This is a genomic window from Ralstonia sp. 24A2, assembly GCF_051783885.1.
Lineage (GTDB): Bacteria > Pseudomonadota > Gammaproteobacteria > Burkholderiales > Burkholderiaceae > Ralstonia.
On sequence record NZ_JBPVZD010000001.1, the window covers coordinates 556,667 to 579,017 of the forward strand.

The following is a 22,351-nucleotide window of genomic DNA, read 5'->3' on the forward strand; positions in this document are numbered from 1 at the left end:
CCGTTTTCCATGACCGACGCCCAGCCCCTGCAATTCCACCGCGCCGCCACGCCCGCCGACAGTGCCGAGGATCTCGCCCGCGCAGATCTGTACGGTTTGCTTGCGACACTGTTCTTCCATGCGCCGGACGCCGATTTGCTGCAACGCATTGCGGCGGCACCGCTGGAGCCCATCGGCGAGAGCGATACCGATCCGGCCGATGTGGAGGCCGCCGTGAGCAGCGCGCTCACGCAAGCCTGGCGCCGCTTGGTTGCGCGCGCTGGCCAGACCACGGCCGCACAGGCCGACGATGAATACACCGAGTTGTTCATCGGCGTCGGCAAGCCGGAGGTGTTCCTGTACGGCTCGTACTACCAGGCGGGTTTCCTGAACGAGAAGCCGCTGGTGGTACTGCGCGATGACCTGCGCCGCTACGGCCTGGAGCGCGCCGAGGGCATCACCGAGACCGAGGACCACCTTGCTACCCTGTGCGAGGTCATGCGCTACCTGATTGCCGGCGACGACGCTGCCATTGCCCATGTGGAAGAGCAGCGCGCCTTCTTCCAGCGTCATCTGGCGTCGTGGGTCGACACCGCTTGCGATGCTGTGTTGCAGCATCCGCGTGCGCGCTTTTATGCCGACGCGGCGGGTTTGGCCAAAGCCTTTTTTGAAGTCGAACGGCTCGCGCTCGAATTGGCGTGACTGCACGCCGGATGCTTGCCTAAGAAATCAGCACGCCGCCAAGAGCGAGGCCCCGCCCACGTCATGGCGGGGTGGTTCAATTTGTGCTGAGTGCGAAAAATTATCGTCAAATCGTCAGAAAACTCAGCCGGTGAGGGGTGTCAGGCATGGTTTTCCCCGGCAGTTGCTTCTAAAATATGTCGGATAATTCCTATTAGATTCGATCATCGGTTTCACAAAGCCGGGGAGCATCGATATGCCAGGTCCGAACACTGTCCCTCACGCCCGCCCGCAAGCAGATTCCGCGGAATCCACTGAAAACGCGCCGACACGCCGCCGTTTCCTGATGGGGGCCGCCGTCGCCGCTGCTGCCGGCACTGCCGCCACGGCAAGTCATCTGGCGCAAACGCCGATCGCCTCCGCCACGCCGCAGGCCGAACCCGCTGACGATGGCGCGACGGGCTATCGCCTGAGCGAACACATCCGCAAGTACTACAAGACGACGTGGATCTGACGCGGGCGCATTCGCACTCGCTTGCCCCGTTGTTGTCATTGCACGCACCCCACATCCTCAGGTGACCCCTATGCTTCTGACCCGCAAACCGGCGGTACAGGACACCAAAACCGCCCCGGCACGTCGCCAGGGCGCCGCATCGCTTACCGGTAGTCTCGCGCGCAGTCTGGCCGGCGCGTTGCCGACCATGGATCGCCGCACCTTCCTCAAACGCTCCGGCATTGGCGTGGGCGCGGGGCTGGCAGCCACGCAACTCTCGCTGGTGAAGAAATCGGTGGTGGGCGAGGCCCAGGCCGCTGAGGGTAACGGCGGCAAGGGCGACATCGTCGTGCGCCGTACCGTGTGCTCGCACTGCTCGGTCGGCTGCTCGGTGGATGCCGTTGTGCAGAACGGCGTGTGGGTGCGTCAGGAACCGGTGTTCGATTCCCCCATCAACCTGGGTGCGCACTGCGCCAAGGGCGCGGCCCTGCGTGAACACGGCCATGGCGAATACCGCCTTAAGACGCCAATGAAGCTCGTCGACGGCCGCTACCAGCGCATCAGCTGGGAGCAGGCGCTCAACGAAATCGTCGCCAAGATGAAGACGATCCGCCAGGAGACGGGGCCGGACTCGTTCTTCTTCGTCGGTTCGTCCAAGCACAGCAACGAGCAGGCGTACCTGCTGCGCAAGTGGGTGTCGTTCTTCGGCACCAACAATTGCGACCACCAGGCGCGTATCTGCCACAGCACCACCGTGGCCGGCGTGGCCAACACGTGGGGCTACGGTGCGATGACCAACTCGTACAACGACATGCAGAACGCCAAGTGCGCGTTGTACATCGGCTCGAACGCGGCGGAAGCACACCCGGTGTCGATGCTGCATCTGCTGCATGCCAAGGAAACGGGCTGCAAGGTCATCGTGGTCGACCCGCGCTACACGCGCACGGCGGCCAAGTCCGATGAATACGTGCGCATCCGTTCGGGTACCGATATCGCCTTCCTGTTCGGCGTGCTGTACCACATCTTCAAGAACGGCTGGGAAGACAAGCAGTACATCCACGACCGCGTCTACGGCATGGACAAGGTGCGCGAGGAAGTGCTCGCCAAGTGGACGCCGGACAAGGTCGAAGAGGTGTGCGGCGTGCCCGAGGCACAGGTCCACAAGGTCGCCGAGATGATGGCGATGAACCGTCCGAGCACGCTCGTCTGGTGCATGGGCCAGACGCAGCACACCATCGGCAATGCCATCGTGCGTGCATCGTGCATCGTGCAACTGGCGCTGGGCAACATCGGCAAGTCGGGCGGTGGCGCCAACATCTTCCGCGGCCACGACAACGTGCAGGGCGCGACGGACGTCGGCCCCAACCCGGATTCGCTGCCGGGCTACTACGGCTTGGCGACTGGCGCGTGGAAGCACTTCGCCAAGGTGTGGGATGTCGATTACGACTGGATCAAGGGCCGCTTCGCCTCGCAGGCGATGATGGAAAAGTCCGGCACGACGGTCTCGCGCTGGGCCGATGCGGTGCTCGAAAAGAACGAACTGATCGATCAAGACAACAACGTCCGCGCCGTCTTCTACTGGGGCCACGCACCGAATTCACAGACGCGCGGGATGGACATCAAGCGCGCGCTCGACAAGATTGATCTGCTGGTTGTGGTGGACCCATACCCGTCAGCCACGGCGGCGATGGCCAACATGCCCTCGGCTGACGGCACGCCTCCCAACCCGAACCGCGCCGTCTACCTGTTGCCTGCGGCTACGCAGTTTGAAACGTCGGGCTCGTGCACGGCGTCCAACCGCTCGCTGCAATGGCGCGAGAAGGTGATCGAGCCGCTGTTCGAGTCGCAGCCCGATCACGTGATCATGCAGGCCTTTGCGGATCGCCTCGGCTTCGGCAAGGAGCTGTCGAAGGGTTGCAAGATCACCGAGTACAAGCGCGCCGGCATGACGTGGCGCGAGCCGGAGATCGAATCGATCCTGCGCGAGATCAATCGCGGCAACTGGACCATCGGCTACACCGGCCAATCGCCGGAACGCCTGAAGGCCCATATGCGCAACATGCATCTGTTTGATGTGCGCACGCTGCGTTGCAAGGGCGGCAAGGACCCGGAAACTGGCTACGACCTCACCGGTGACTATTTCGGCCTGCCGTGGCCGTGCTATGGCACCCCGGAACTCAAGCACCCCGGCTCGCCCAACCTGTACGACACCAGCAAGCACGTGATGGAAGGCGGCGGGAACTTCCGCGCCAACTTTGGCGTGGAGCGCGACGGCGTCAACCTGCTGGCGGAAGACGGTTCATTCTCGCTGGGCTCCGACCTGACCACGGGCTACCCTGAGTTCGATCACGTCTTCCTCAAGAAACTCGGCTGGTGGGACGACCTGACCGACGCCGAAAAGAAGGCCGCCGAGGGCAAGAACTGGAAGACCGACCTGTCCGGCGGCATCCAGCGCGTGGCGATGAAGCACGGCTGCCACCCGTTCGGCAACGCCAAGGCGCGCGCCATCGTGTGGAACTTCCCCGATGCGATTCCGCAGCACCGCGAGCCGTTGTATTCCACGCGGCCCGACATGGTCGCCAAGTACCCGACGCACGACGACAAGAAGGCCTTCTGGCGCCTGCCCACGCTGTACAAGACGGTGCAGCAGCGCAATATCGAGAACAAGGTCTACGAAAAATTCCCGATCATCCTCACCTCGGGCCGCCTCGTGGAGTACGAGGGCGGCGGTGAGGAAACGCGCTCGAACCCGTGGCTGGCCGAATTGCAGCAGGAGAACTTTGTCGAGATCAACCCCAAGGCTGCGGCCGACCGGGGCATCCGCCACAACGACTTCGTCTGGGTCAAGACGCCGACCGGCGCCCAGATCAAGGTGCGTGCGCTGGTAACGGAGCGTGTGGGTGTCGACCACGCCTTCATCCCGTTCCACTTCTCGGGCTGGTGGCAGGGCAAGGACCTGCTCGACTACTACCCAGAAGGCGCCCACCCGATCGTGCGCGGCGAGGCCATCAACACGGCCACCACCTACGGCTACGACTCGGTGACGATGATGCAGGAAACGAAAACGACGGTCTGCCAGATCGAGCGGTTCGCATAAGGACGGGGAGATCAACATGGCACGCATGAAATTCATCTGTGACAGCGAGCGCTGCATCGAGTGCAACGCCTGTGCCACGGCCTGCAAGAACGAACACGAGGTGCCCTGGGGTGTGAACCGGCGCCGCGTGGTCACCATCAATGACGGCATGATCGGCGCGGAGAAATCCATCTCCGTGGCGTGCATGCATTGCTCCGATGCGCCGTGCATGGCGGTCTGCCCGGTCGACTGCTTCTACCGCACCGAAGACGGCGTGGTGCTGCATGACAAGGATGTCTGTATCGGTTGCGGCTACTGCTCGTATGCGTGCCCGTTCGGCGCGCCGCAGTTCCCTAGCCAGGGCACGTTTGGCGTGCGCGGCAAGATGGACAAGTGCACGTTCTGCTCCGGTGGCCCCGAGAAGAACGGCAGCGAAGAGGAATTCGAAAAGTACGGCCGCAACCGCCTGGCCGAAGGCAAGCTGCCGCTGTGCGCGGAGATGTGCTCGACCAAGGCGCTGCTCGGCGGCGACGGCGACGTGATTTCCGACATCTTGCGCAACCGCGTGATGAAGCGGGGGAAGGGCGCGGAGTTGTTCGGGTGGGGCACGGCCTATGGTGGCGCGGGCGGTGCGCAGGGCAAGGGTGGCCAGGCGGCGCCGGCTACACCCGCTGCGCCGGGTTCGTCCCAACCAGCGCCCGCTTCAACCCCGGGAGCGCAATCATGAGCGCCCGCGTACGATCGACCAGCCTGCTGATCGCACTGGGTGCCGTGCTGGTGTTGTCGGCCTGCGGCGAGCGCGCGCAGACCGCCTTCGCCTCGCACCGCAAGGACGACACGCCCGCCTACAAGGGCGCCGAGGGTGATCCGTTCATGGTCAAGAACTGGACGCCCGGCGACCGCACGAGCTGGGAGAACCAGATTCGCGCGCGCGGCCAGTATCAGAACGAGTACAACAAGACGCCATGACGCGCGCAAGCGGAGGTCCGTCCATGGGCACTTCTTGGAAACACCTGACGTGCGTTGCGATGGCGCTGCTGCTCGGCGGTGCGGCGATGCTCGCCAGCGCACAGCAGCCGGCCAGTGCGCCCGCCGCCGCGAATGCACCGGTCAACCCGGCCGTGCAACCAACGCAGCCGTTCTCCAATATCGTTTCGGAGAACGTGTTTGATGTGCAGAAGCGTGATCTGGCCAAGGAAGCGCAGGACCAGACTGCGCGACGCACCACGCAGCCCGGCAACAACGCGCCGGTCTGGCGCGAAGTCAATTCCGACCAGACGCATTACGCCAGCATCCCCGGTCTGGAGGCCGGCGTGCTGATCCAGCGCACCGGGCAGAAATGGCGCCTGTTCCGCAACGGCGTCATCACCGTGTGGGGTGGCTGGCTCGTGGTACTGGTGCCCTTGGTCATCCTCGGCTTCTTCCTGTGGAAGGGGGCGATTCCTCTGAAGGACACGCCGACCGGCCGCAAGATCGAGCGCTTCACGCCGACCGAGCGCTATGTGCACTGGACCATGGCGATCTCCTTCGTCACGTTGGGCGTGTCGGGCATCGTCATGCTGTGGGGCAAGCATTTCCTGCTGCCGATCTTGGGTCACCAGTTGTTTGGCTGGCTGACATACGTGCTGAAGAACCTGCACAACCTGATTGGGCCGCTGTTCACGGTCAGCATCATCGTGGCCTTCGTGATGTGGGTGCGTGACAACCTGCCGCGCGGGATCGATCTGCAGTGGCTATTGAAGGCCGGTGGCCTGTTTGGCGGCGGTCATGAACCGCCGTCGCATCGCTTCAATGCTGGCGAGAAGCTCTGGTTCTGGGGCGGCCTGGTCCTGTTCGGGTTGATCCTGTCGGCCTCTGGCTGGGTGCTCGATCGCATCGTCCCGGGCGTGGATTACTACCGCAGCACGATGCAGCTGGCCGAGATCATCCATGCCATTGCAGCGGTGGGCATGATCTGCATGTCGCTGGGCCACATCTACATGGGCACGATCGGCATGGAAGGCGCTTACCGCGCCATGCGCGACGGCTATGTTGACGAAGCCTGGGCCAAGGAGCACCACGAGCTTTGGTATGACGACATCAAGGCCGGCAAGATTCCGGCGCAGCGCTCGCAGCCGCCCGCGCTACCGGCGCCAAGCGAGCAGCCCGCCAAGTCGTGATGCGCCCGGCTGTCACCGAATCGAGGAATCTCTCCATGCATGCTTTCACGATGACACGTACCGTAGGTACGACGCTTGCTGCTGCCGCGCTTTGCCTCGCCAGCGGGTTGGCCTTCGCCAAATTGCCGGCACCGACCGAAGAACAGAAAGCCAAGGCCGAAGTGGACAAAGCCAAAGCAGCCTGGAGCGACAAGGTGGCCGCGTTCCAGTTGTGCAAGGCACAAGATCGAGCCGCAGGGGCTTACCAGGCGAGCGGCAAGGGCGCGCATACGCAGCCGGGCACGCCGTGTGTCGATCCGGGACCCTTTGTGCCACCGACGCCAGCCGTGGCCGCGCCAGCAGCATCGGCCCCTGTTGCCAAAGGTTGACGCAGCGCCCATGTTGCGAGTTCATCATCCGGCAGTACAATCGTCCGCTCGCAAGTGAACCCTGACTGGAGGTGACACATGAAGCAACTCGCGATTGGACTCGCCGTGATCGGCCTGATGGCCGGTTGTGCATCGAATACTGGATCGACGGCAAAGGCGGCCGACTCAGGCATGGCGGCCTCAGCCGTGCTGGCGCCCAAGAGCGGCAGCACCGTGCAGGGCAGCGTGAAACTGGCGCAGCAAGGCGACAATCGGGTTGCCATGGCCGTGGATATTTCCGGTCTGCCCGCCAACGGCATGTTCGGTTTCCACGTGCACGAGAAGGGCGACTGCTCCTCGGCCGACGGCATGAGCGCAGGCGGCCACTTCAACCCGACCGGCCAGCAGCATGGCGATCCGCGTAGCGGCGCGCACCATGCAGGTGACATCCCGATGCTGCAATCCGATGCCAACGGCAAGGCCGTCGGCTCCATCGTCCTTTCCGGCGTGACGTTGTCGCCCGGCTCGACCAGCCTGGTCGGCCACGCGCTGGTCGTGCATTCCGGTAAGGATGATTATGTAACCCAGCCCACTGGCAACTCCGGCGGGCGCATCGCTTGCGGCGTGATCGTGGCGAACTGATCGCCCGTACGCGGTACCTGCCTCAGGGCAGGTACAAGCCGCATGTCCATGCGCACGCTCGTCGTGCGCATTTTTGTTTGAACGAAGATCTGATGCCGCTGCGCCCCGAACTGACCAACGCTTCTGTTCCATTGCTCGACGAGGTTGAAGTGCTCGACGAGCTGGGCCGCGCACGCGAGGTCTACATCCCCGGCGAGCGCCCGCTCACGGTCTATTTGGACAAGCGCGAACTCGTCACGCTGATGACGCTGGGCGGCGCACCCGAAGCGCTCGTGCTCGGCTACCTGCGCAACCAGCGCCTGGTCAGCAGCGTCGAAGACATCGCCTCCATCCAGGTCGACTGGGAGACCGAATCCGCTGCCGTCACCACCCGCGCCGGCATTGCCGACCTGGACGAAAAGACCGCCCGCCGCACCGTCACCACCGGCTGCGGGCAGGGCACCGTGTTCGGCTCGCTGATGGACGAGATCGACGCCATCCACCTGCCGCCGGAAGCGCGCATGACGCAGACCACGCTGTACCGTGTGGTCGACACCATCCGCTTGCAGCAGTCGATCTACAAGCAGGCTGGCTCGGTGCACGGCTGCGCGCTGTTCGATGCGCAGGGCGGGCTGCTGCATTTCATTGAAGACGTGGGCCGCCACAACGCCGTGGACGCCATCGCAGGCCGTATGTGGCTGGAAGGCATGGACGGCGGCGACAAGATCTTCTACACCACCGGCCGCCTGACCTCCGAGATGGTCATCAAGGGCGCGCAGATGGGCATTCCGTTCCTTCTGTCGCGCTCGGGTGTCACGCAGATGGGCTATCAGATGGCGCAGCGGGTCAACCTGTCGCTGTTTGCGCGGTGCACTGGGCGCCACTTCCTGCTCTACACCGGACGCGACCGGTTTGTGGCCGAGCCGGACATGGCCAAGACGGTTGGACCCCGCGGCGAGCTGCCGCAGGCGGCGGAATCCGGCCGCTGACTTGCTGGTAAGGCCGGCGCAAGCCATCGCCTTACACGGGGGTTTCCGTCACGGGTTTGGGAGTACAATCCGCGTTCCAAATTGGACCGACACGCGGACCAAAGCGCGGGCCCGGCCGCCGAAGTGACCAAATGGGGACAGTTTTCGCACCGCGAAGCCTGCCCCCATTTGTTCATCCAAGGCATCCCATGAGCATCAAATCCGACAAGTGGATCCGCCGTATGGCCGAGCAGCACGGCATGATCGAGCCGTTCGAGCCGGGCCAGGTGCGCGAATCCGAAGGGCGCCGCATCGTCTCCTACGGCACGTCGAGCTACGGCTACGACATCCGCTGCGCCGACGAATTCAAGATCTTCACCAACATCAACAGCACCATCGTCGATCCGAAGAACTTCGACGAGAAGTCGTTTGTCGACTTCAAGGGCGATGTGTGCATCATCCCGCCGAACTCGTTCGCGCTGGCCCGTACGATGGAGTACTTCCGCATCCCGCGCACGGTGCTGACCGTGTGTCTGGGCAAGAGCACGTACGCGCGCTGCGGGATCATCGTCAACGTCACGCCGTTCGAGCCCGAGTGGGAAGGCTACGTGACGCTGGAGTTCTCGAACACCACGCCGCTGCCCGCCAAGATCTACGCCGGCGAGGGCTGCGCGCAGGTGCTGTTCTTCGAGTCCGACGAAGAGTGCGAAACCTCGTACAAGGATCGTGGTGGCAAGTATCAAGGCCAGCACGGTGTGACGCTGCCCAAGACCTAACTTTGTAGTCCGTTTCCGCGCGTTCAGGCGTATCCGGAGCGGTGCCTTTAGCTTCATCCATAAGGACCCACGATGAAATTCCGTTTTCCCGTCATCATCATCGACGAGGACTTCCGCTCCGAGAACATCTCCGGGTCGGGCATTCGCGCGCTGGCGCAAGCCATCGAAACCGAAGGCATGGAGGTCATCGGCCTCACCAGCTATGGTGACCTGACCTCGTTCGCGCAGCAGTCGAGCCGCGCGTCGACCTTTATCGTGTCGATTGACGACGACGAGTTCATCAACCCGGACAACGACAAGCCGGAACCGGAAGCGGTTGAGAACCTGCGCGCCTTTGTGGCCGAAGTGCGCCGCCGCAACGCCGACATCCCCATCTTCCTGTACGGCGAGACGCGCACCTCGCGCCACCTGCCGAACGACGTGCTGCGCGAGCTGCACGGCTTCATCCACATGTTCGAGGACACGCCTGAGTTCGTGGCCCGACACATCATCCGTGAAGCGCGCAACTACCTCGATTCGCTGCCGCCGCCGTTCTTCAAGGCGCTGATCGACTACGCGCAGGACAGCTCGTATTCGTGGCATTGCCCGGGGCACTCGGGCGGTGTGGCGTTCCTGAAGAGCCCGGTGGGCCAGGTGTTCCACCAGTTCTTCGGCGAGAACATGCTGCGCGCCGACGTCTGCAACGCCGTGGAAGAACTCGGCCAGCTGCTCGATCACACCGGCCCCGTGGCCGCGTCCGAGCGCAATGCGGCGCGCATCTTCGGTTCGGACCACATGTTCTTCGTGACCAACGGCACGTCCACGTCGAACAAGATGGTGTGGCACGCCAACGTGGCCCCCGGCGACATCGTCGTGGTGGACCGCAACTGCCACAAGTCGAATCTGCACGCGATCATGATGACGGGTGCGATTCCCGTGTTCCTGATGCCGACGCGCAACCACTTCGGCATCATCGGCCCGATTCCGAAGAGCGAATTCGAGCCGGAAACGATCGCCAGGAAGATCGCCGACCATCCGTTTGCCAGCAAAGCGAAGAACAAGAAGCCGCGCATCCTGACCATCACGCAGGGTACGTACGACGGCGTGCTGTACAACGCCGAAATGATCAAGAACATGCTGTCGACCGAGATCGACACGCTGCACTTTGACGAAGCGTGGCTGCCGCACGCGTCGTTCCACCCGTTCTACGAGAACATGCACGCGATCGGCCACGGCCGTCCGCGCAGCAAGGACGCGCTGGTCTACGCCACGCAGAGCACGCACAAGCTGCTGGCCGGTCTGTCGCAGGCCTCGCAGATCCTCGTGCAGGATTCCGAGACGCGCAAGCTCGATACGTATCGCTTTAACGAGGCGTATCTGATGCACACGTCGACGAGCCCGCAGTACTCGATCATCGCCTCGTGCGATGTGGCCGCGGCGATGATGGAAGCGCCGGGCGGCACGGCGCTGGTGGAAGAGAGTATTGCCGAAGCGCTCGATTTCCGCCGCGCCATGCGCAAGGTGGAGCAGGAGTACGTCGGCACGAATGGCGGGAATGGCAAGGGCGACGACTGGTGGTTCAAGGTCTGGGGCCCGAACGACCTGTCGGACGAAGGCATCGAAGAGCGCGAAGCCTGGATGCTCAAGGCCAACGAGCGCTGGCACGGTTTCGGCAACCTGGCCGAAGACTTCAACCTGCTCGACCCGATCAAGGCCACCATCATCACCCCGGGCCTGGACGTGGACGGCAAGTTCAGCGACTCGGGCATCCCGGCCGCCATCGTCACCCGTTACCTGGCCGAGCACGGCATCATCGTCGAGAAGACCGGTCTGTACTCGTTCTTCATCATGTTCACCATCGGCATCACCAAGGGCCGCTGGAACTCGCTGGTGACCGAGCTGCAGCAGTTCAAGGACGACTACGACAACAACCAGCCGCTGTGGCGTGTGTTGCCGGAGTTCGTGCGCCAGTACCCGCAGTACGAGCGCATCGGCCTGCGTGAACTGTGCGACAGCATCCATAGCGTCTACCAGGCCAACGACGTGGCCCGCGTGACGACGGAGATGTACCTGTCGGACATGGAACCGGCGATGATCCCGTCGGACGCCTGGGCCAAGATGGCCCACCGCGAGACTGAGCGCGTGGCGATCGATGACCTGGAAGGCCGTATCACCGGCATCCTGCTGACGCCGTATCCGCCGGGCATTCCGCTGCTGATCCCGGGCGAGCGCTTCAACAAGACGATCGTGCAGTACCTGCAGTTTGCACGTGAGTTCAACAAGCTGTTCCCGGGCTTTGAGACGGATATCCACGGGCTGGTCGAGGAGGAAGTCGACGGTAAGATGGGGTACTTCGTGGATTGCGTGCGCTGACTTTCAGCCGCACAAAAACAAAACGCCGCGCTGGTTAGCGCGGCGTTTTTGTTTGGAGCGTGCGGCGAACCATTCTTCGTCCACCCGCCGCGAATTGCACTGCGGGCTTCTGCTTCAGTGGTGCTTGACAGAATGTCTACCTACTAGTAGATTGGCGCGCAGTGCGCATTGCATTGTGTGCTTGCAGACGCCTAAATCCGCCCATTAGTTTGATGCAACCCTGTTATGAACGTTGAGCTTTCCCCGAAGGCCGCTGAGATCGTCGCGCATGCGCGATCATTGCTTGAAGCTGGTGGCTACAACAGCTTCAGCTATGCCGATATCTCTGCTCGGGTGCATATCAGCAAGGCGAGCATCCATCATCATTTCCCAAGCAAGACTGAGTTGGTGCGGGTTGTGGTTGCTCGGTATCGCGAGGAAGCACGGGAGGGCATGGCCGCACTCGACCAGCAGCTTGCTGATCCGTTGGCAGAACTCAATGCCTATGCGGATTATTGGTCTACGTGCATCCGTGGGGGCACGTCTTCGTTTTGCATTTGCGCGATGCTGGCCATGGAACTGCCGACCATCCCCGGCGAGATTGCCGATGAAGTTCGCGGGCATTTTCAGGATCTGACCGCGTGGCTCACCTCCGTTCTCAAAAAGGGCAAGGCCAAGGGACAATTCCACCTGCAAGGCAGTCCAGCGATCGAAGCCAAAGCTCTCATGGCCGCAGTACATGGTGCAATGCTGGCCGCGCGAGGTTCCGGTGATCCCCAAACCTTCCAGGCGCTCGTTCGATTGGCGATTGACAGGTTGACCTCGGCAGCCTGAGCTGCCCTGGAAGATCAATGAGACCGAGGGTCGATTTTTTTTGGATTACGTTGCCTACCAACTAGTAGATATAATTTTGCTGTATGTAGCCCAGTTCTCGGAAATCCGAACTGCGGCGAGTTTTCCGGCACCGCTGACACGGTGCTGATTTTTGTCAGCGATTTTGAGAGAGGTATCCCATGACGCATCCCATCTCGCCTCTAGGCGCGGTCCATACCGTTATCAGCTTGGTTCCCATCATTGCGGGCATCTACAGCTTTGTCCGTTATCGCAAGATTGACACGGCGACGCGCTCCGGCAAGATTTACCTCATTGGTTTAGTGCTGTCGGTAGTCACTTCCTTCGGTGTGTCGAGTACGGGTGGCCTGAATCCTGGGCATGCGTTTGGCGTCGTGATTCTTCTTGTCGCCTTCGGCGGCATATTCGCGACCAAACTCACCTTCCTGGGCGGGCTTCGACCGTATCTATCTGTATTCGGGCTCTCTTTCAGCTTTCTCTTGTCGCTGGTTCCTGGCACAAACGAAACGCTGACCCGAGTACCGCTCTCGCACCCACTGGCCGATGCGCCTCTGTCCCCACTGGTACTGCACACATTGCTGGTCTGGTTCGGACTATTTCTTGTGGGATTTACTGCGCAATGTTGGGTGATCTATTCGCGCAACAGGCGCGTGGTGCGTGCATCCATCTAGATGAACCGGCATCTCCAGATTGCGCGCTACGAAGCAGTCGCCGCACAAAGCAAAACGCCGCGCTAGATCAGCGCGGCGTTTTTGTTTGGAGCGTGCCGAGATTTACTCGGCCAGCGCAGCGCGCGCAAACGCGATGGCTTCCTTGACCTGCTCCGGCGCGGTCCCGCCGATGTGGTTACGCGAAGCGACCGAGCCTTCCAGCGTCAGCACGGCGTGCACGTCATCGCCAATCAGGTTGGCCTTGTCACCCAGGCCGCTGATGTCGCGCAGTTGTGCGACGGACAGATCAGCCAGATCGCAACGCAGGTCGTCGCACGCACGCACGGCGTGGGCCACGGCTTCGTGCGCATCGCGGAAGGGCAGGCCGCGCTTGACCAGGTAGTCGGCCAGGTCGGTGGCGGTGGCGTAGCCCTGCAGCGCGGCGGCGCGCATGGCATCGGCCTTGACGGTGATGCCCGTCGCCATGTCGGCAAAGATGCGCAGCGTGTCGACCACGGTGTCGACCGTGTCGAACAGCGGCTCCTTGTCTTCCTGGTTGTCCTTGTTGTACGCCAGCGGCTGGCCCTTCATCAGCGTGAGCAGGGCGATCAGGTGACCGTTGACGCGGCCGGTCTTGCCGCGCGCCAGTTCCGGCACGTCGGGGTTCTTCTTCTGCGGCATGATCGAGCTGCCGGTGCAGAAGCGGTCCGCAATGTCGATGAAGCCGACGCGCGGGCTCATCCACAGCACCAGCTCTTCAGAGAAGCGCGAGACGTGCGTCATGATGAGCGCGGCCGCAGAGCAGAATTCGATGGCGAAGTCACGGTCGGACACGGCATCCAGCGAGTTGCGGCATACGCCGTCAAAGCCGAGTTGCTGCGCGACGAATTCGCGGTCGATCGGGTAGCTCGTGCCGGCCAGTGCGGCGGCGCCCAGCGGCAGGCGGTTTACACGCTTGCGGCAATCGAGCATGCGCTCGGTGTCGCGCGTGAACATTTCCACATAGGCCAGCAGGTGGTGGCCGAACACGACCGGTTGCGCAACCTGCAGGTGCGTGAAGCCGGGGACGATGGTGTTGGTGTGCTGTTCAGCCAAGTCCAGCAGCGCGCCGCGCAGGGCCTTGAGCAGACCGACGATGTTGTCGATCTCGCTGCGCAGCCACAGGCGGATGTCGGTGGCGACCTGATCGTTGCGCGAGCGGCCGGTGTGCAGGCGCTTGCCGGCGTCGCCCGCCATGGCGGTCAGGCGCGCTTCGATGTTCAGGTGCACGTCTTCCAGGTCCAGCTTCCACTCGAACGTGCCGGCTTCGATCTCCTGGCGGATCTGCGCCATGCCTTTCTCGATGGCGGCGCGATCAGCTTCGGCGATGATGCCCTGCTTGGCGAGCATGGCCGCATGCGCGAGCGAGCCCTGGATGTCGAACAGCGCGAGGCGCTTGTCGAAGAACACCGACGCGGTATAGCGCTTGACGAGGTCAGACACCGGTTCGTTAAAGCGGGCGGACCACGCTTCGGCCTTCTTGGCGAGTTGGGAGGTCATGGGCGGACAGCTGAGGAGGGCGGCCAGCAGGGTGCACGGGCCGCAAATTCAGGAAACCGCGATTATATCGCCGGCTGGCCCCGCCAGCCCTCCAGCTACAGCGTGCTGTCGATCAGTGCGCCCTTGAAGACCACTGGCCCGGTCGGCCCATCGGGGTTGGGCGAGCCGCCGCGCGGCTCCACGCTGATGGCCAGCGCTGGCACCTGCCGCAGCGGCTGTGTCACCACCAGCCGCATCGCGCGCTGATGCCCGATCACACCAAGTGACTGCGGGTGCCCATCCGGTGGCAGCGCCCAGAGCTGCAGCGCTTGCTCCGTGGTCAGCGGCGTCGCATCCAGCCGCTTGAGTGACAGCGTACCGGTCCGCGCATCCCAGGTGACGAGGACGGCGGCCTGCGCCTGCGCGTCCTGCAGCACCGCCACAGCGTTGGCAACAGGCGCGTCGCGCAACTGCTGCGATAGCCGGAGGTTCAACCCGATGGCCACCGCCGCGATGACCGCGGCAACCGCTGTGGCACCACGCCAGAAGTTCGTGCCTTGCCACAGCTTCTGCCAGAGCGTTTGCTGTGGCGGCGCAGGTTCGCGCCAGCCGAGCTGCACTTCGACGCGGCAGAGGATTTCCGGCAGTGGTGCCGTGGCCGGCTGGAGCGCGGGCAGGTCGGCCAGGTAACGCTCCCAGCGCTCCACCGTCACGCGGATGTCGTCATGGCGGCGGATCCACTGCTCAAACCGGCGGCGAGCGCCCGCGCGCAATGTGCCGACCGCGTACTCAGCGGCCAGCTTGTCGACGAGATCGGGGTGGCGGCGCAGGTCCATCAGGGCGCTCCCAGGCATTCGCGCAGGCGGTCCAGCCCGCGCCGCATCCAGGATTTGACGGTGCCCAGCGGTAGCGACAGCGCTTGCGCCAGCTCGCTGTGCGACAGGTCACGCAGATAGGCGAGCGAGATGACTTCGCGCTGCTTCGGGTCCAGGCGCTTGAGGCATTCGGCCAGCGCGCGTGCCTGCTGGCCGGCGAGCGCAAGGTCGGCCGGGCCGGGGGCGTGGTCGGCCAGCACCTCGGCGTGCGTCTCGTCCAGCGGCACCGATTCCTGCACGCGTTCGGCATGCTGCCGGCGCAGGCAATCGAGTGCGCGGTTACGCACGATGGTGGTCATCCACGTCATGGGGGCGGCCAGATGCGGGCGGTAATCGCCGGCGTGGCGCCAGATGTTGACGAAGCATTCTTGCAAGACGTCCTCGGCCCAATCTTTCCTGACCAAGATACGCAGCGCGAGGCCAAACAGTTTCGGCGCGCAGCGCGTGTAGAGCGTGCGCAGAGCATCACGGTCGCCCAGGCCGATGCGCTGCAGGAGGGCGGCCAGCTCTTCTGCGTCAGCGCTTGGCGGGCGGCCCGCTGCAGCCGCAGGCGATTCGCTGGCGTCTTGCCTTGCACGGTCGGCGGCGCTGCGCTGGAAGGTGAGCACGGGGCGGTAGTGTGGAGGGGTCTGCCCAAAGTGTAGGAAGAAACCTCGGCCGCCGGGGGAATTCACGTGGGCGGCGCTGCGGTTTGCATCCAGTTGGGTCTGCCCTTCGTATAAGCGGTCAGGCGCTGGACAAACGCCGACGATCAGCGCGACGGGATCACGCGGGTCGTGCTTCTTCCCCACATGCAAGGAGATCGACGATGGATACGACCAAAGAGATGGATCTGTTGGATGGCGACAGCCCGCGCATTGACGTGCGTCGCCGCGTGCTGCTACGCGCGCCGGGGCTGATGGCGCTGGGTTCGCTGGCGGCGATGTCGCTGGGGCAGTCGATGCCGGCCTGGGCACAGACCCAATCGGGCAGCGTGAAAGACGACATCAACATCCTGAACGTGGCGCTCGGGCTGGAGTACCAAGCCATCGCGGCCTATCAGGTGGGGGCGGAGAGCGGCCTGCTGCAAAAGCCGGTGCTGGCCACAGCGGTGAAATTTCAGGGCCACCACAAGGCGCATGCGTCGGTGCTGTCGGGCACGGTGTCCAAGCTGGGTGGCACGCCGGTCATGGAAAAGAAGGTGGCGGAGTACAACTTCCCCGTCAGTCAGTTGAAGAACCAGGCTGACGTGCTGCGTTTTGCCGCCGGGCTGGAGAAGGGCGCCACCTCCGCCTACCTGGGCGTGATGCCGAATTTCTACACGCGTGACCTGACCAAGGCCGCCGCCAGCATCCTAGGCGACGAAGCGATGCACTGGGCGGTGCTGCTCTCGGTGCTGGGTGAAGACCCGGTGCCGGTTGCATTCATCAGCTGAAGATGGGTTGGGCCGCCGCGCTGGTGTCTCGTTACGGCGTGGCGGTTTTTTTGTGCGCGTCGAAGGCTTCGATGATGCAGTCGAGCAGTGCCCGTACGCGTGCGGTCTTGTGCAGATCGGTGTGTGTGACGAGCCAGACGTCCTGCATGCTGCGGCGGTTGGGCATCACGCGCACCAATTGCGGATAGGCCTCAGCGCGGCGGCAGACCAGCTCGGTGATGCCGATGCCTGCGGCCACGGCTTCGAACAACGCCATCGCTGAATTGCTCTGCAGGACGACGCGCCCGCGCGTGATCGGCTCGCCGCAGAGGTCGTCCCACATCCACGGCACTTCGTTGCGCGGGTAGAGCACCAAGTCGTGCCCCGCAAAGGCGCTGCCTTCCTCCGGCGCACCGCGCGCAGCAACGTAGTCGTGGCTTGCATAGACGCCGGTTTCTAGTTGCCCGATGCGCCGCGCAATGAGATCCGGCGAGTTTGGCCGCAGCGTGCGAACAGCCACGTCCGCTTCACGCTTGGTCAGGTTGGCGATGCTCTTGGAGGCCATGCAGATGACGTCGATGCCGGGGTGCCGCTGCCGTAACTGTGCGATGGCCGGCAGCACGAAGGTGGCTGCCATCGTGTCGGTGGTGGCCAGGCGGATGGTGCCGGCGAGCTGTTCGTCGGTGCCTGCGACACGGCGCTCGATGGTGTGCGCCGCCTGTTCCATGGCTTCCGCCGGGCCAATCAGCGCTTCACCGGCGGGCGTGAGCACCAGCGCCGTTGATGTCCGCAGGAACAGCTTGGCCGACAGTTCTTCTTCCAGCGCAGCAATGCGGCGGCCGGCCGTGGCCTGATCCACGCCCAGACGCTGCGCGGCACCACGCAGCGTGCCGGTGCGTGCCACGGCCAGGAAGAAGCGCGCGTTGTCCCAGTTCAAGTTCGGCTCCAGAGGTTCGTCGGCAGGTGATGCATTTTTGCAGTATTGCGATGCAAAAACGCTGCTTTTTTGCATGCATTCCCCAGCCTACACTTGGCCGCATGAAATCGCCAAACGGTTCTGCCATGTCCTCTTGCAATGCCAACGCTGTCTGTGCTGCTTCTCAGCCGGACTTGCAACCTGATCTCAGCCGGTGGCGCCGCAATGCCACGCTGGGCATCCTCACGTCGGGCGTGTTCATGGCGGTGCTCGACACCACCGTGGTGAACGTGGCGCTCATCGCCATGCGCGACAGCCTGCACAGCAGCGTCGCGCAGTTGGCCTGGATCGTCGATGCCTACACGCTGGCCTTTGCCGCCTTCATCCTGACGGGTGGCTTGCTGAGCGACCGTATTGGCGCGCGCACCGTCTTCATGGCGGGGATGGCCGTGTTCATCGTGGCGTCGGCTGGCTGCGGGCTGGCGCCTTCGGTGACCACGCTGATTGCCGCACGCATCTTGCAGGGCGTGGGTGCGGCGATGTTTCTGCCGAGTTCGCTATCGCTCATCCGCAGCACGTTTGAAGACCCGCGCGAGCGCGCCTGGGCCATTGGCCTGTGGGGTGCCATTGTGGCAACGGCCGCCGCCGTGGGCCCCGCGCTAGGCGGCGTGCTGGTCGACACGTACGGCTGGCGCAGTGCTTTCCTCATCAACGTGCCGCTGGGTGTGGTGGGCATGCTGGGCACGTGGGGCATCGTGCGCCGCGTGCAGCCTGCGCGTGCCCGGCCGTTTGATTGGGCGGGGCAGGTGACCAGCGCCGTGATGCTTGCCGCGCTGTGCTTTGCCGCGATTGAGTGGCCGGTGCGCGGTGCGCAGTCGCCGTGGGTGTGGGGTGCCGCGCTGTTGATGCTGGTCGCTGGCGTGCTGTTTGTACTGGCCGAACGCCGGGCGCCTGCACCGCTGGTGCCGCTGGCTTGGCTGGGGCACCGCACGCTGGGCGCGGTCAACGGCGTGGGGTTCCTGCTGAACTTCGGCTACTACGGCGCGCTGTTCGTGCTGAGCCTGTACCTGCAGAACGTCGAACACCTGAGCGCACGCCAGACCGGCTTGGTCATGCTGCCAATGGCGGTGAGCCTGTCGGCGGGCAACATCTTCGCGGGCAAGCTGATGGCGCGTTTCTCCACGCCCACCATGATGCTGAGCGGTCTCGTGATCGGCGCATTGGGTTTGCTGGCAACGTCGGCCGCGCTTACGGGGCATGCGCCGTTGTGGGTGGCCAGCGCGACGATGATGGCCTACGGCGGCGGCACCGCGCTGGCCATCGCGCCCATGACGTCCACCATCCTCTCTGCCGCGCCGGGCGAGTTGGCCGGCACGGCATCGGGTTTGCTCAATGCCGCGCGGCAGACCGGCAGCCTGCTGGGCGTGGCGGCGGCGGGCGCGGTCGTCACGGTGATGCCCGATCTGGTGCGCGCCTCGCCGGCGGTGTTCGGCCTGATGACGGTGTCCTACGCCGGCGCGATGGCGATGGCGTGGATCAGCCGTCGTCCGGCCGCCACCGCGCTGGCTGCTTGACTAGCCTTTAACCGCTATTGCGCAGGCCTGCGGCAATCCCGTTGATCGACAGGTGGATGCCGCGCCGCACGCGCATGTCATCACTGCCAGTCTTGCCCGAGCGGAAGCGCTTGAGCAACTCGACCTGCAAGTGGTTCAGCGGGTCGAGATACGGGAAGCGGTTCTTGATCGAACGCGCCAGCAGCGGGTTGTCTGCCAGTCGTTCCGATTGCCCCGTGATGGCCGCCAGCATCTGCTCGGTCAACGTGAACTCCGCCGAGATGCGCGAGAACACCGCATTGCGCAGCTTGCGGTCGTCACACAGCTGCGCGTAGCGCGAGGCCACGTTCAGGTCGGCCTTGGACAGCACCATGTCCATGTTCGACAGCAGGTTCGCAAAGAACGGCCATTGCTTGTGCATGCGCTTGAGCGTGGCCAGGCGTGCGGCCTTGGCCTTCGCACTGTCGGCATCGTCCAGCCAGCGCTGCACGGCGCTGCCAAAGCCGAACCAGCCCGGCAGCAGCAGACGGCACTGACCCCACGAGAAGCCCCACGGAATCGCGCGCAGGTCTTCGATCTTGCGGTGCTTCTTGTCCATCAGCTTGCGCGAGGCCGGACGCGAACCGAGGTTCAGATCGGCAATCTCGGTGATGGGCGTGGTGGCGAAGAAGTAGTCCTTGAAGCCCGGCGTCTCGTAGACGAGGTTGCGGTACGCCGCAAAGGCGTTGTCCGACAGCGCCTGCATGGCGGCTTCAAATTCTTCCAGGCCCTTCGGGCGATTCCGCGTGGGCAGCAGCGTGGCTTCCAGTGTGGCCGCAACGATGGTCTCCAGGTTGCGCCGGCCGATCTCGGGGTTGGCGAATTTGCTGGAGATGATTTCGCCCTGCTCGGTCAGGCGGATCTGCCCGTTCACCGTGCCCGGCGGCTGCGACAGGATGGCCTGGTAGGTCGGGCCGCCGCCACGGCCAACCGTGCCGCCGCGGCCGTGGAACAGGCGCAGGCGCACGCCCTTGCGCTCGAACAGTTCCACCAGCGCCAGTTCGGCTTTGTACAGTTCCCAGTTGGAAGTGAGGAAGCCGCCGTCCTTGTTGGAATCCGAATAGCCGAGCATGACTTCCTGCTCGTTGCCCTGCGCGGCCAGTACAGCGTCGAAGCCGGGCAGGGCGAGCAGGTCGCCCATGATTTCGGGGGCGTTGCGCAAGTCTTCGATGGTCTCGAACAGCGGGATCACCATCACGTCGAGCCCCACGCCGGCGCCGTTGGCGTTCGCGCGGAACATGCCAGCTTCCTTCTGCAGCAGCATCACTTCCAGCAGGTCGGACAGCGTCTCGGTGTGCGAGATGATGTAGTTGCGCACGATGCGGTTGCCGTAGCGGGCACGCACCTCACGCGCGGCGCGGAAGATGTCGATTTCGGACGTCGTCTGCTCGCTGTACGCGTGGAACGGCAGCGTCAGCAGGCGCGGCTGTTGCAGCTCGCGCAGCAGCAGCGTGCGCTTGTCGGCTTCCGATAGCGCCGCGTACGCACCTTCCACGCCGGCCACCTTCAGCAGTTCGGCGACCGTCGCTTCATGCACATCCGACACCTGCCGCAGATCGATCGACGACAAGTGGAAGCCGAACACATCAATCGCACGTGCCAGCGATGCCAGTCGGGCATCGGCCAGCACTTCACCGTGATGCGCGGCCAGTGAGTCGATGACGATCTGGATATCGGCGCGCAACTCTTCCGCGCTGCTGTAGGCCGGGGCGGGGCCGACGGCATGGCGGCCGGCATCTTCACCCGTCAGCTCGCGGCAAGTGGCAGCCAGGCGCGCGTACACGCCAATCAGTGCGCGGCGGTAAGGCTCGTCCTTGCGATGCTCGGAGTGGTCGGGCGAGCGTTCGGCCAGGGCTTGCAGCTCGGCGCTCACATCCACCAGCGAGGTCGACATCGACAGCTCGGCGCCCAGCGCGTGGATCTCTTCCAGGTACCACGCGAGGATCACGCTCGCTTGCTTGCGTGCCGCATCACGCAACGTCGCTGCGGTGACGAACGGATTGCCGTCGCGGTCGCCGCCGATCCACGAGCCCATCTGGAAGAAGGCGGGAAGCGGGGCCGGCGTACCGCGTGCGCCACGGCGCGGGAACACGGTGGCGACGTCTTCTTCCAGCTCGCGGTACAGCGCGGGAATTTCGCGCAGGAACGTGGTCTGGTAGTACGACAGCGCGTTTTCGATTTCGTCGGCCACCATCAGGCGCGTGGTGCGCAGCATGCGCGTCTGCCACAGCTTGGTGACGTGGGCGCGCAGCAGCGCGGTATTGCGCTCGCGTTCGCGCGTGGTGAGCGGCGCATCGCGCTCGGCCAGCAGGCGGGCGATATCGCGTTGCGCATCGAGCGTGCTCTTGCGCTGCACTTCAGTCGGGTGGGCAGTCAGCACCGGCACGATCAGCGCGGTCTCAAAGAAGCGGCGCAGCACATCGCCCGACAGTCCTTCATCGGCGGCCGACAGCAGGGCGCGCATCAGGCTGCCCGGCTGCGGCGGCGAACCGGCCAGCGCGTGCACACGGCGGCGGCGGTTGTGGTGCTGGTCTTCCGCGATGTTCGCGAGGTGCGAGAAATAGCTGAACGCACGCACGACTGACGTGGTCTGGTCGCGCGACAGGGTTTTCAGCAGGCGGTCGAGTTCCTGCTCGGCCTGGCGGTCGCCGTCGCGGCGGAAGCGCACAGCCGTCTGGCGGATAGTCTCAACCGTTTCGAAGACGGTGCCGCCTTCCTGATCACGCAGCACGTCGCCCAGCAGGCGCCCCAGAAAGCGGATGTCCTCTTTCAGCGGCTGGTCTTTGGCCGCAGCGCTGCCCGACGAGCGACGTGCGATGGGGCTAAACGCGGGCCCGAGTGATGCACCGTTGGCCTCGTCCGCACCATTGGCTTTGGCCGCTGGCTTGGTGGCGGGCTTGGCCGTCTTGATGGACTTTGTGGCCTTGGTGGTCTTGGCGGGAGCGGCGGATGCCTTGCGGGCGGGGGTCGCGCGCGAGGAAGCGCGGCGCGCGGCGGGCTGCGTCATGGTGTCTCCTAGGTTGGATCGGTAAGGTGCCTGAACGGCCCTCTTTTCTGCATCATCCCGACGTGATAGTCGGGCCTGTCATCCCATGAAACGTGCGCGCGCACGTTTCATGGGATG

Annotated in this window: 20 protein-coding genes; 15 read left to right on the forward strand and 5 right to left on the reverse strand. The window is 64.2% G+C overall.

Annotated features, from left to right (window positions below):
- Nucleotides 1-9 precede the first annotated feature (9 nt).
- From ACS13N_RS02595 to ACS13N_RS02655, 13 genes are all read left to right on the forward strand, one after another.
- A complete protein-coding gene (locus tag ACS13N_RS02595) occupies nt 10-681 on the forward strand; it encodes a TorD/DmsD family molecular chaperone (RefSeq protein WP_438930214.1) in 672 nt (223 codons plus the stop codon).
- A gap of 235 nt (nt 682-916) precedes the next feature.
- Nucleotides 917-1,174 (forward strand): twin-arginine translocation signal domain-containing protein, encoded by a 258-nt coding sequence (locus tag ACS13N_RS02600; protein ID WP_438930215.1) that lies wholly within the window; start codon nt 917-919, stop codon nt 1,172-1,174.
- 70 nt (nt 1,175-1,244) lie between these two features.
- The gene (locus ACS13N_RS02605) at nt 1,245-4,250 is read left to right on the forward strand and encodes a molybdopterin-dependent oxidoreductase (protein WP_438930216.1); all 3,006 of its coding nucleotides are present in this window, start codon (nt 1,245-1,247) and stop codon (nt 4,248-4,250) included.
- Between the two features lie 16 nt (nt 4,251-4,266).
- Nucleotides 4,267-4,956, forward strand: coding sequence for a formate dehydrogenase FDH3 subunit beta (fdh3B, locus tag ACS13N_RS02610; protein WP_438930217.1), 690 nt, complete (start codon nt 4,267-4,269; stop codon nt 4,954-4,956).
- A complete protein-coding gene (locus ACS13N_RS02615) occupies nt 4,953-5,198 on the forward strand; it encodes a hypothetical protein (protein WP_438930218.1) in 246 nt (81 codons plus the stop codon). The genes fdh3B and ACS13N_RS02615 overlap by 4 nt, the downstream gene beginning before the upstream one ends.
- A 23-nt stretch (nt 5,199-5,221) precedes the next feature.
- Complete coding sequence (locus ACS13N_RS02620) at nt 5,222-6,388, forward strand: formate dehydrogenase subunit gamma (RefSeq protein WP_438930219.1); 1,167 nt, start codon at nt 5,222-5,224, stop codon at nt 6,386-6,388.
- A 35-nt stretch (nt 6,389-6,423) separates the two neighbouring features.
- Nucleotides 6,424-6,756: a hypothetical protein gene (locus ACS13N_RS02625; protein WP_438930220.1), complete on the forward strand. Its 333-nt coding sequence runs from the start codon at nt 6,424-6,426 to the stop codon at nt 6,754-6,756.
- Nucleotides 6,757-6,834: 78 nt separating this feature from the next.
- Nucleotides 6,835-7,377: a superoxide dismutase family protein gene (locus tag ACS13N_RS02630; RefSeq protein ID WP_438930221.1), complete on the forward strand. Its 543-nt coding sequence runs from the start codon at nt 6,835-6,837 to the stop codon at nt 7,375-7,377.
- Nucleotides 7,378-7,469: 92 nt separating this feature from the next.
- Nucleotides 7,470-8,345 carry a formate dehydrogenase accessory sulfurtransferase FdhD gene (locus tag ACS13N_RS02635; protein ID WP_438930601.1) on the forward strand — a complete coding sequence of 292 codons (876 nt, stop codon included), beginning with the start codon at nt 7,470-7,472 and terminating at the stop codon, nt 8,343-8,345.
- Nucleotides 8,346-8,533: 188 nt separating this feature from the next.
- Nucleotides 8,534-9,100, forward strand: a complete 567-nt coding sequence (gene dcd, locus ACS13N_RS02640) for a dCTP deaminase (protein WP_012762552.1) — start codon at nt 8,534-8,536, stop codon at nt 9,098-9,100.
- Nucleotides 9,101-9,172: 72 nt separating this feature from the next.
- Nucleotides 9,173-11,452, forward strand: a complete 2,280-nt coding sequence (locus ACS13N_RS02645; RefSeq protein WP_438930222.1) for an Orn/Lys/Arg decarboxylase N-terminal domain-containing protein — start codon at nt 9,173-9,175, stop codon at nt 11,450-11,452.
- A 225-nt stretch (nt 11,453-11,677) separates the two neighbouring features.
- Nucleotides 11,678-12,265, forward strand: a complete 588-nt coding sequence (locus ACS13N_RS02650) for a TetR/AcrR family transcriptional regulator (protein ID WP_438930223.1) — start codon at nt 11,678-11,680, stop codon at nt 12,263-12,265.
- Between the two features lie 179 nt (nt 12,266-12,444).
- Nucleotides 12,445-12,954 (forward strand): hypothetical protein, encoded by a 510-nt coding sequence (locus ACS13N_RS02655; RefSeq protein ID WP_438930224.1) that lies wholly within the window; start codon nt 12,445-12,447, stop codon nt 12,952-12,954.
- Between the two features lie 102 nt (nt 12,955-13,056).
- Here the strand turns inward: ACS13N_RS02655 and argH are convergent, their stop codons facing one another.
- The 3 genes from argH to ACS13N_RS02670 all read right to left on the reverse strand — a co-directional run bounded on the left by argH (nt 13,057) and on the right by ACS13N_RS02670 (nt 15,934).
- Complete coding sequence (gene argH, locus ACS13N_RS02660; protein ID WP_438930225.1) at nt 13,057-14,472, reverse strand: argininosuccinate lyase; 1,416 nt, start codon at nt 14,470-14,472, stop codon at nt 13,057-13,059.
- 95 nt (nt 14,473-14,567) lie between these two features.
- A complete protein-coding gene (locus tag ACS13N_RS02665; RefSeq protein WP_438930226.1) occupies nt 14,568-15,287 on the reverse strand; it encodes an anti-sigma factor in 720 nt (239 codons plus the stop codon).
- Entirely contained in the window at nt 15,287-15,934 is a 648-nt protein-coding gene (locus ACS13N_RS02670) for an RNA polymerase sigma factor (protein ID WP_438930227.1), read from the reverse strand. Before ACS13N_RS02670 ends, ACS13N_RS02665 begins: the two co-directional genes overlap by 1 nt.
- Nucleotides 15,935-16,134: 200 nt before the next feature.
- Between ACS13N_RS02670 and ACS13N_RS02675 the strand changes: the two genes are divergently transcribed.
- Complete coding sequence (locus ACS13N_RS02675) at nt 16,135-16,740, forward strand: ferritin-like domain-containing protein (RefSeq protein ID WP_438930228.1); 606 nt, start codon at nt 16,135-16,137, stop codon at nt 16,738-16,740.
- 31 nt (nt 16,741-16,771) lie between these two features.
- On the opposite strand, the gene ACS13N_RS02680 is transcribed toward ACS13N_RS02675, so the two are convergent.
- Nucleotides 16,772-17,656, reverse strand: a complete 885-nt coding sequence (locus ACS13N_RS02680) for a LysR family transcriptional regulator (protein ID WP_438930229.1) — start codon at nt 17,654-17,656, stop codon at nt 16,772-16,774.
- A gap of 125 nt (nt 17,657-17,781) precedes the next feature.
- Between ACS13N_RS02680 and ACS13N_RS02685 the strand changes: the two genes are divergently transcribed.
- Entirely contained in the window at nt 17,782-19,209 is a 1,428-nt protein-coding gene (locus tag ACS13N_RS02685; protein WP_438930230.1) for an MFS transporter, read from the forward strand.
- A 7-nt stretch (nt 19,210-19,216) separates the two neighbouring features.
- On the opposite strand, the gene ppc is transcribed toward ACS13N_RS02685, so the two are convergent.
- The gene (gene ppc / locus ACS13N_RS02690; RefSeq protein ID WP_438930231.1) at nt 19,217-22,234 is read right to left on the reverse strand and encodes a phosphoenolpyruvate carboxylase; all 3,018 of its coding nucleotides are present in this window, start codon (nt 22,232-22,234) and stop codon (nt 19,217-19,219) included.
- Nucleotides 22,235-22,351: the final 117 nt, after the last annotated feature.

Coding starts and splice junctions, on each gene's coding strand:
- ACS13N_RS02595 (WP_438930214.1), top strand. CDS start 10: ATGACCGACGCCCAGCCCCTGCAATTCCACCGCGCCGCCACGCCCGCC.
- ACS13N_RS02600 (WP_438930215.1), top strand. CDS start 917: ATGCCAGGTCCGAACACTGTCCCTCACGCCCGCCCGCAAGCAGATTCC.
- ACS13N_RS02605 (WP_438930216.1), top strand. CDS start 1,245: ATGCTTCTGACCCGCAAACCGGCGGTACAGGACACCAAAACCGCCCCG.
- fdh3B (WP_438930217.1), top strand. CDS start 4,267: ATGGCACGCATGAAATTCATCTGTGACAGCGAGCGCTGCATCGAGTGC.
- ACS13N_RS02615 (WP_438930218.1), top strand. CDS start 4,953: ATGAGCGCCCGCGTACGATCGACCAGCCTGCTGATCGCACTGGGTGCC.
- ACS13N_RS02620 (WP_438930219.1), top strand. CDS start 5,222: ATGGGCACTTCTTGGAAACACCTGACGTGCGTTGCGATGGCGCTGCTG.
- ACS13N_RS02625 (WP_438930220.1), top strand. CDS start 6,424: ATGCATGCTTTCACGATGACACGTACCGTAGGTACGACGCTTGCTGCT.
- ACS13N_RS02630 (WP_438930221.1), top strand. CDS start 6,835: ATGAAGCAACTCGCGATTGGACTCGCCGTGATCGGCCTGATGGCCGGT.
- ACS13N_RS02635 (WP_438930601.1), top strand. CDS start 7,470: ATGCCGCTGCGCCCCGAACTGACCAACGCTTCTGTTCCATTGCTCGAC.
- dcd (WP_012762552.1), top strand. CDS start 8,534: ATGAGCATCAAATCCGACAAGTGGATCCGCCGTATGGCCGAGCAGCAC.
- ACS13N_RS02645 (WP_438930222.1), top strand. CDS start 9,173: ATGAAATTCCGTTTTCCCGTCATCATCATCGACGAGGACTTCCGCTCC.
- ACS13N_RS02650 (WP_438930223.1), top strand. CDS start 11,678: ATGAACGTTGAGCTTTCCCCGAAGGCCGCTGAGATCGTCGCGCATGCG.
- ACS13N_RS02655 (WP_438930224.1), top strand. CDS start 12,445: ATGACGCATCCCATCTCGCCTCTAGGCGCGGTCCATACCGTTATCAGC.
- argH (WP_438930225.1), bottom strand. CDS start 14,472: ATGACCTCCCAACTCGCCAAGAAGGCCGAAGCGTGGTCCGCCCGCTTT.
- ACS13N_RS02665 (WP_438930226.1), bottom strand. CDS start 15,287: ATGGACCTGCGCCGCCACCCCGATCTCGTCGACAAGCTGGCCGCTGAG.
- ACS13N_RS02675 (WP_438930228.1), top strand. CDS start 16,135: ATGGATACGACCAAAGAGATGGATCTGTTGGATGGCGACAGCCCGCGC.
- ACS13N_RS02685 (WP_438930230.1), top strand. CDS start 17,782: ATGTCCTCTTGCAATGCCAACGCTGTCTGTGCTGCTTCTCAGCCGGAC.
- ppc (WP_438930231.1), bottom strand. CDS start 22,234: ATGACGCAGCCCGCCGCGCGCCGCGCTTCCTCGCGCGCGACCCCCGCC.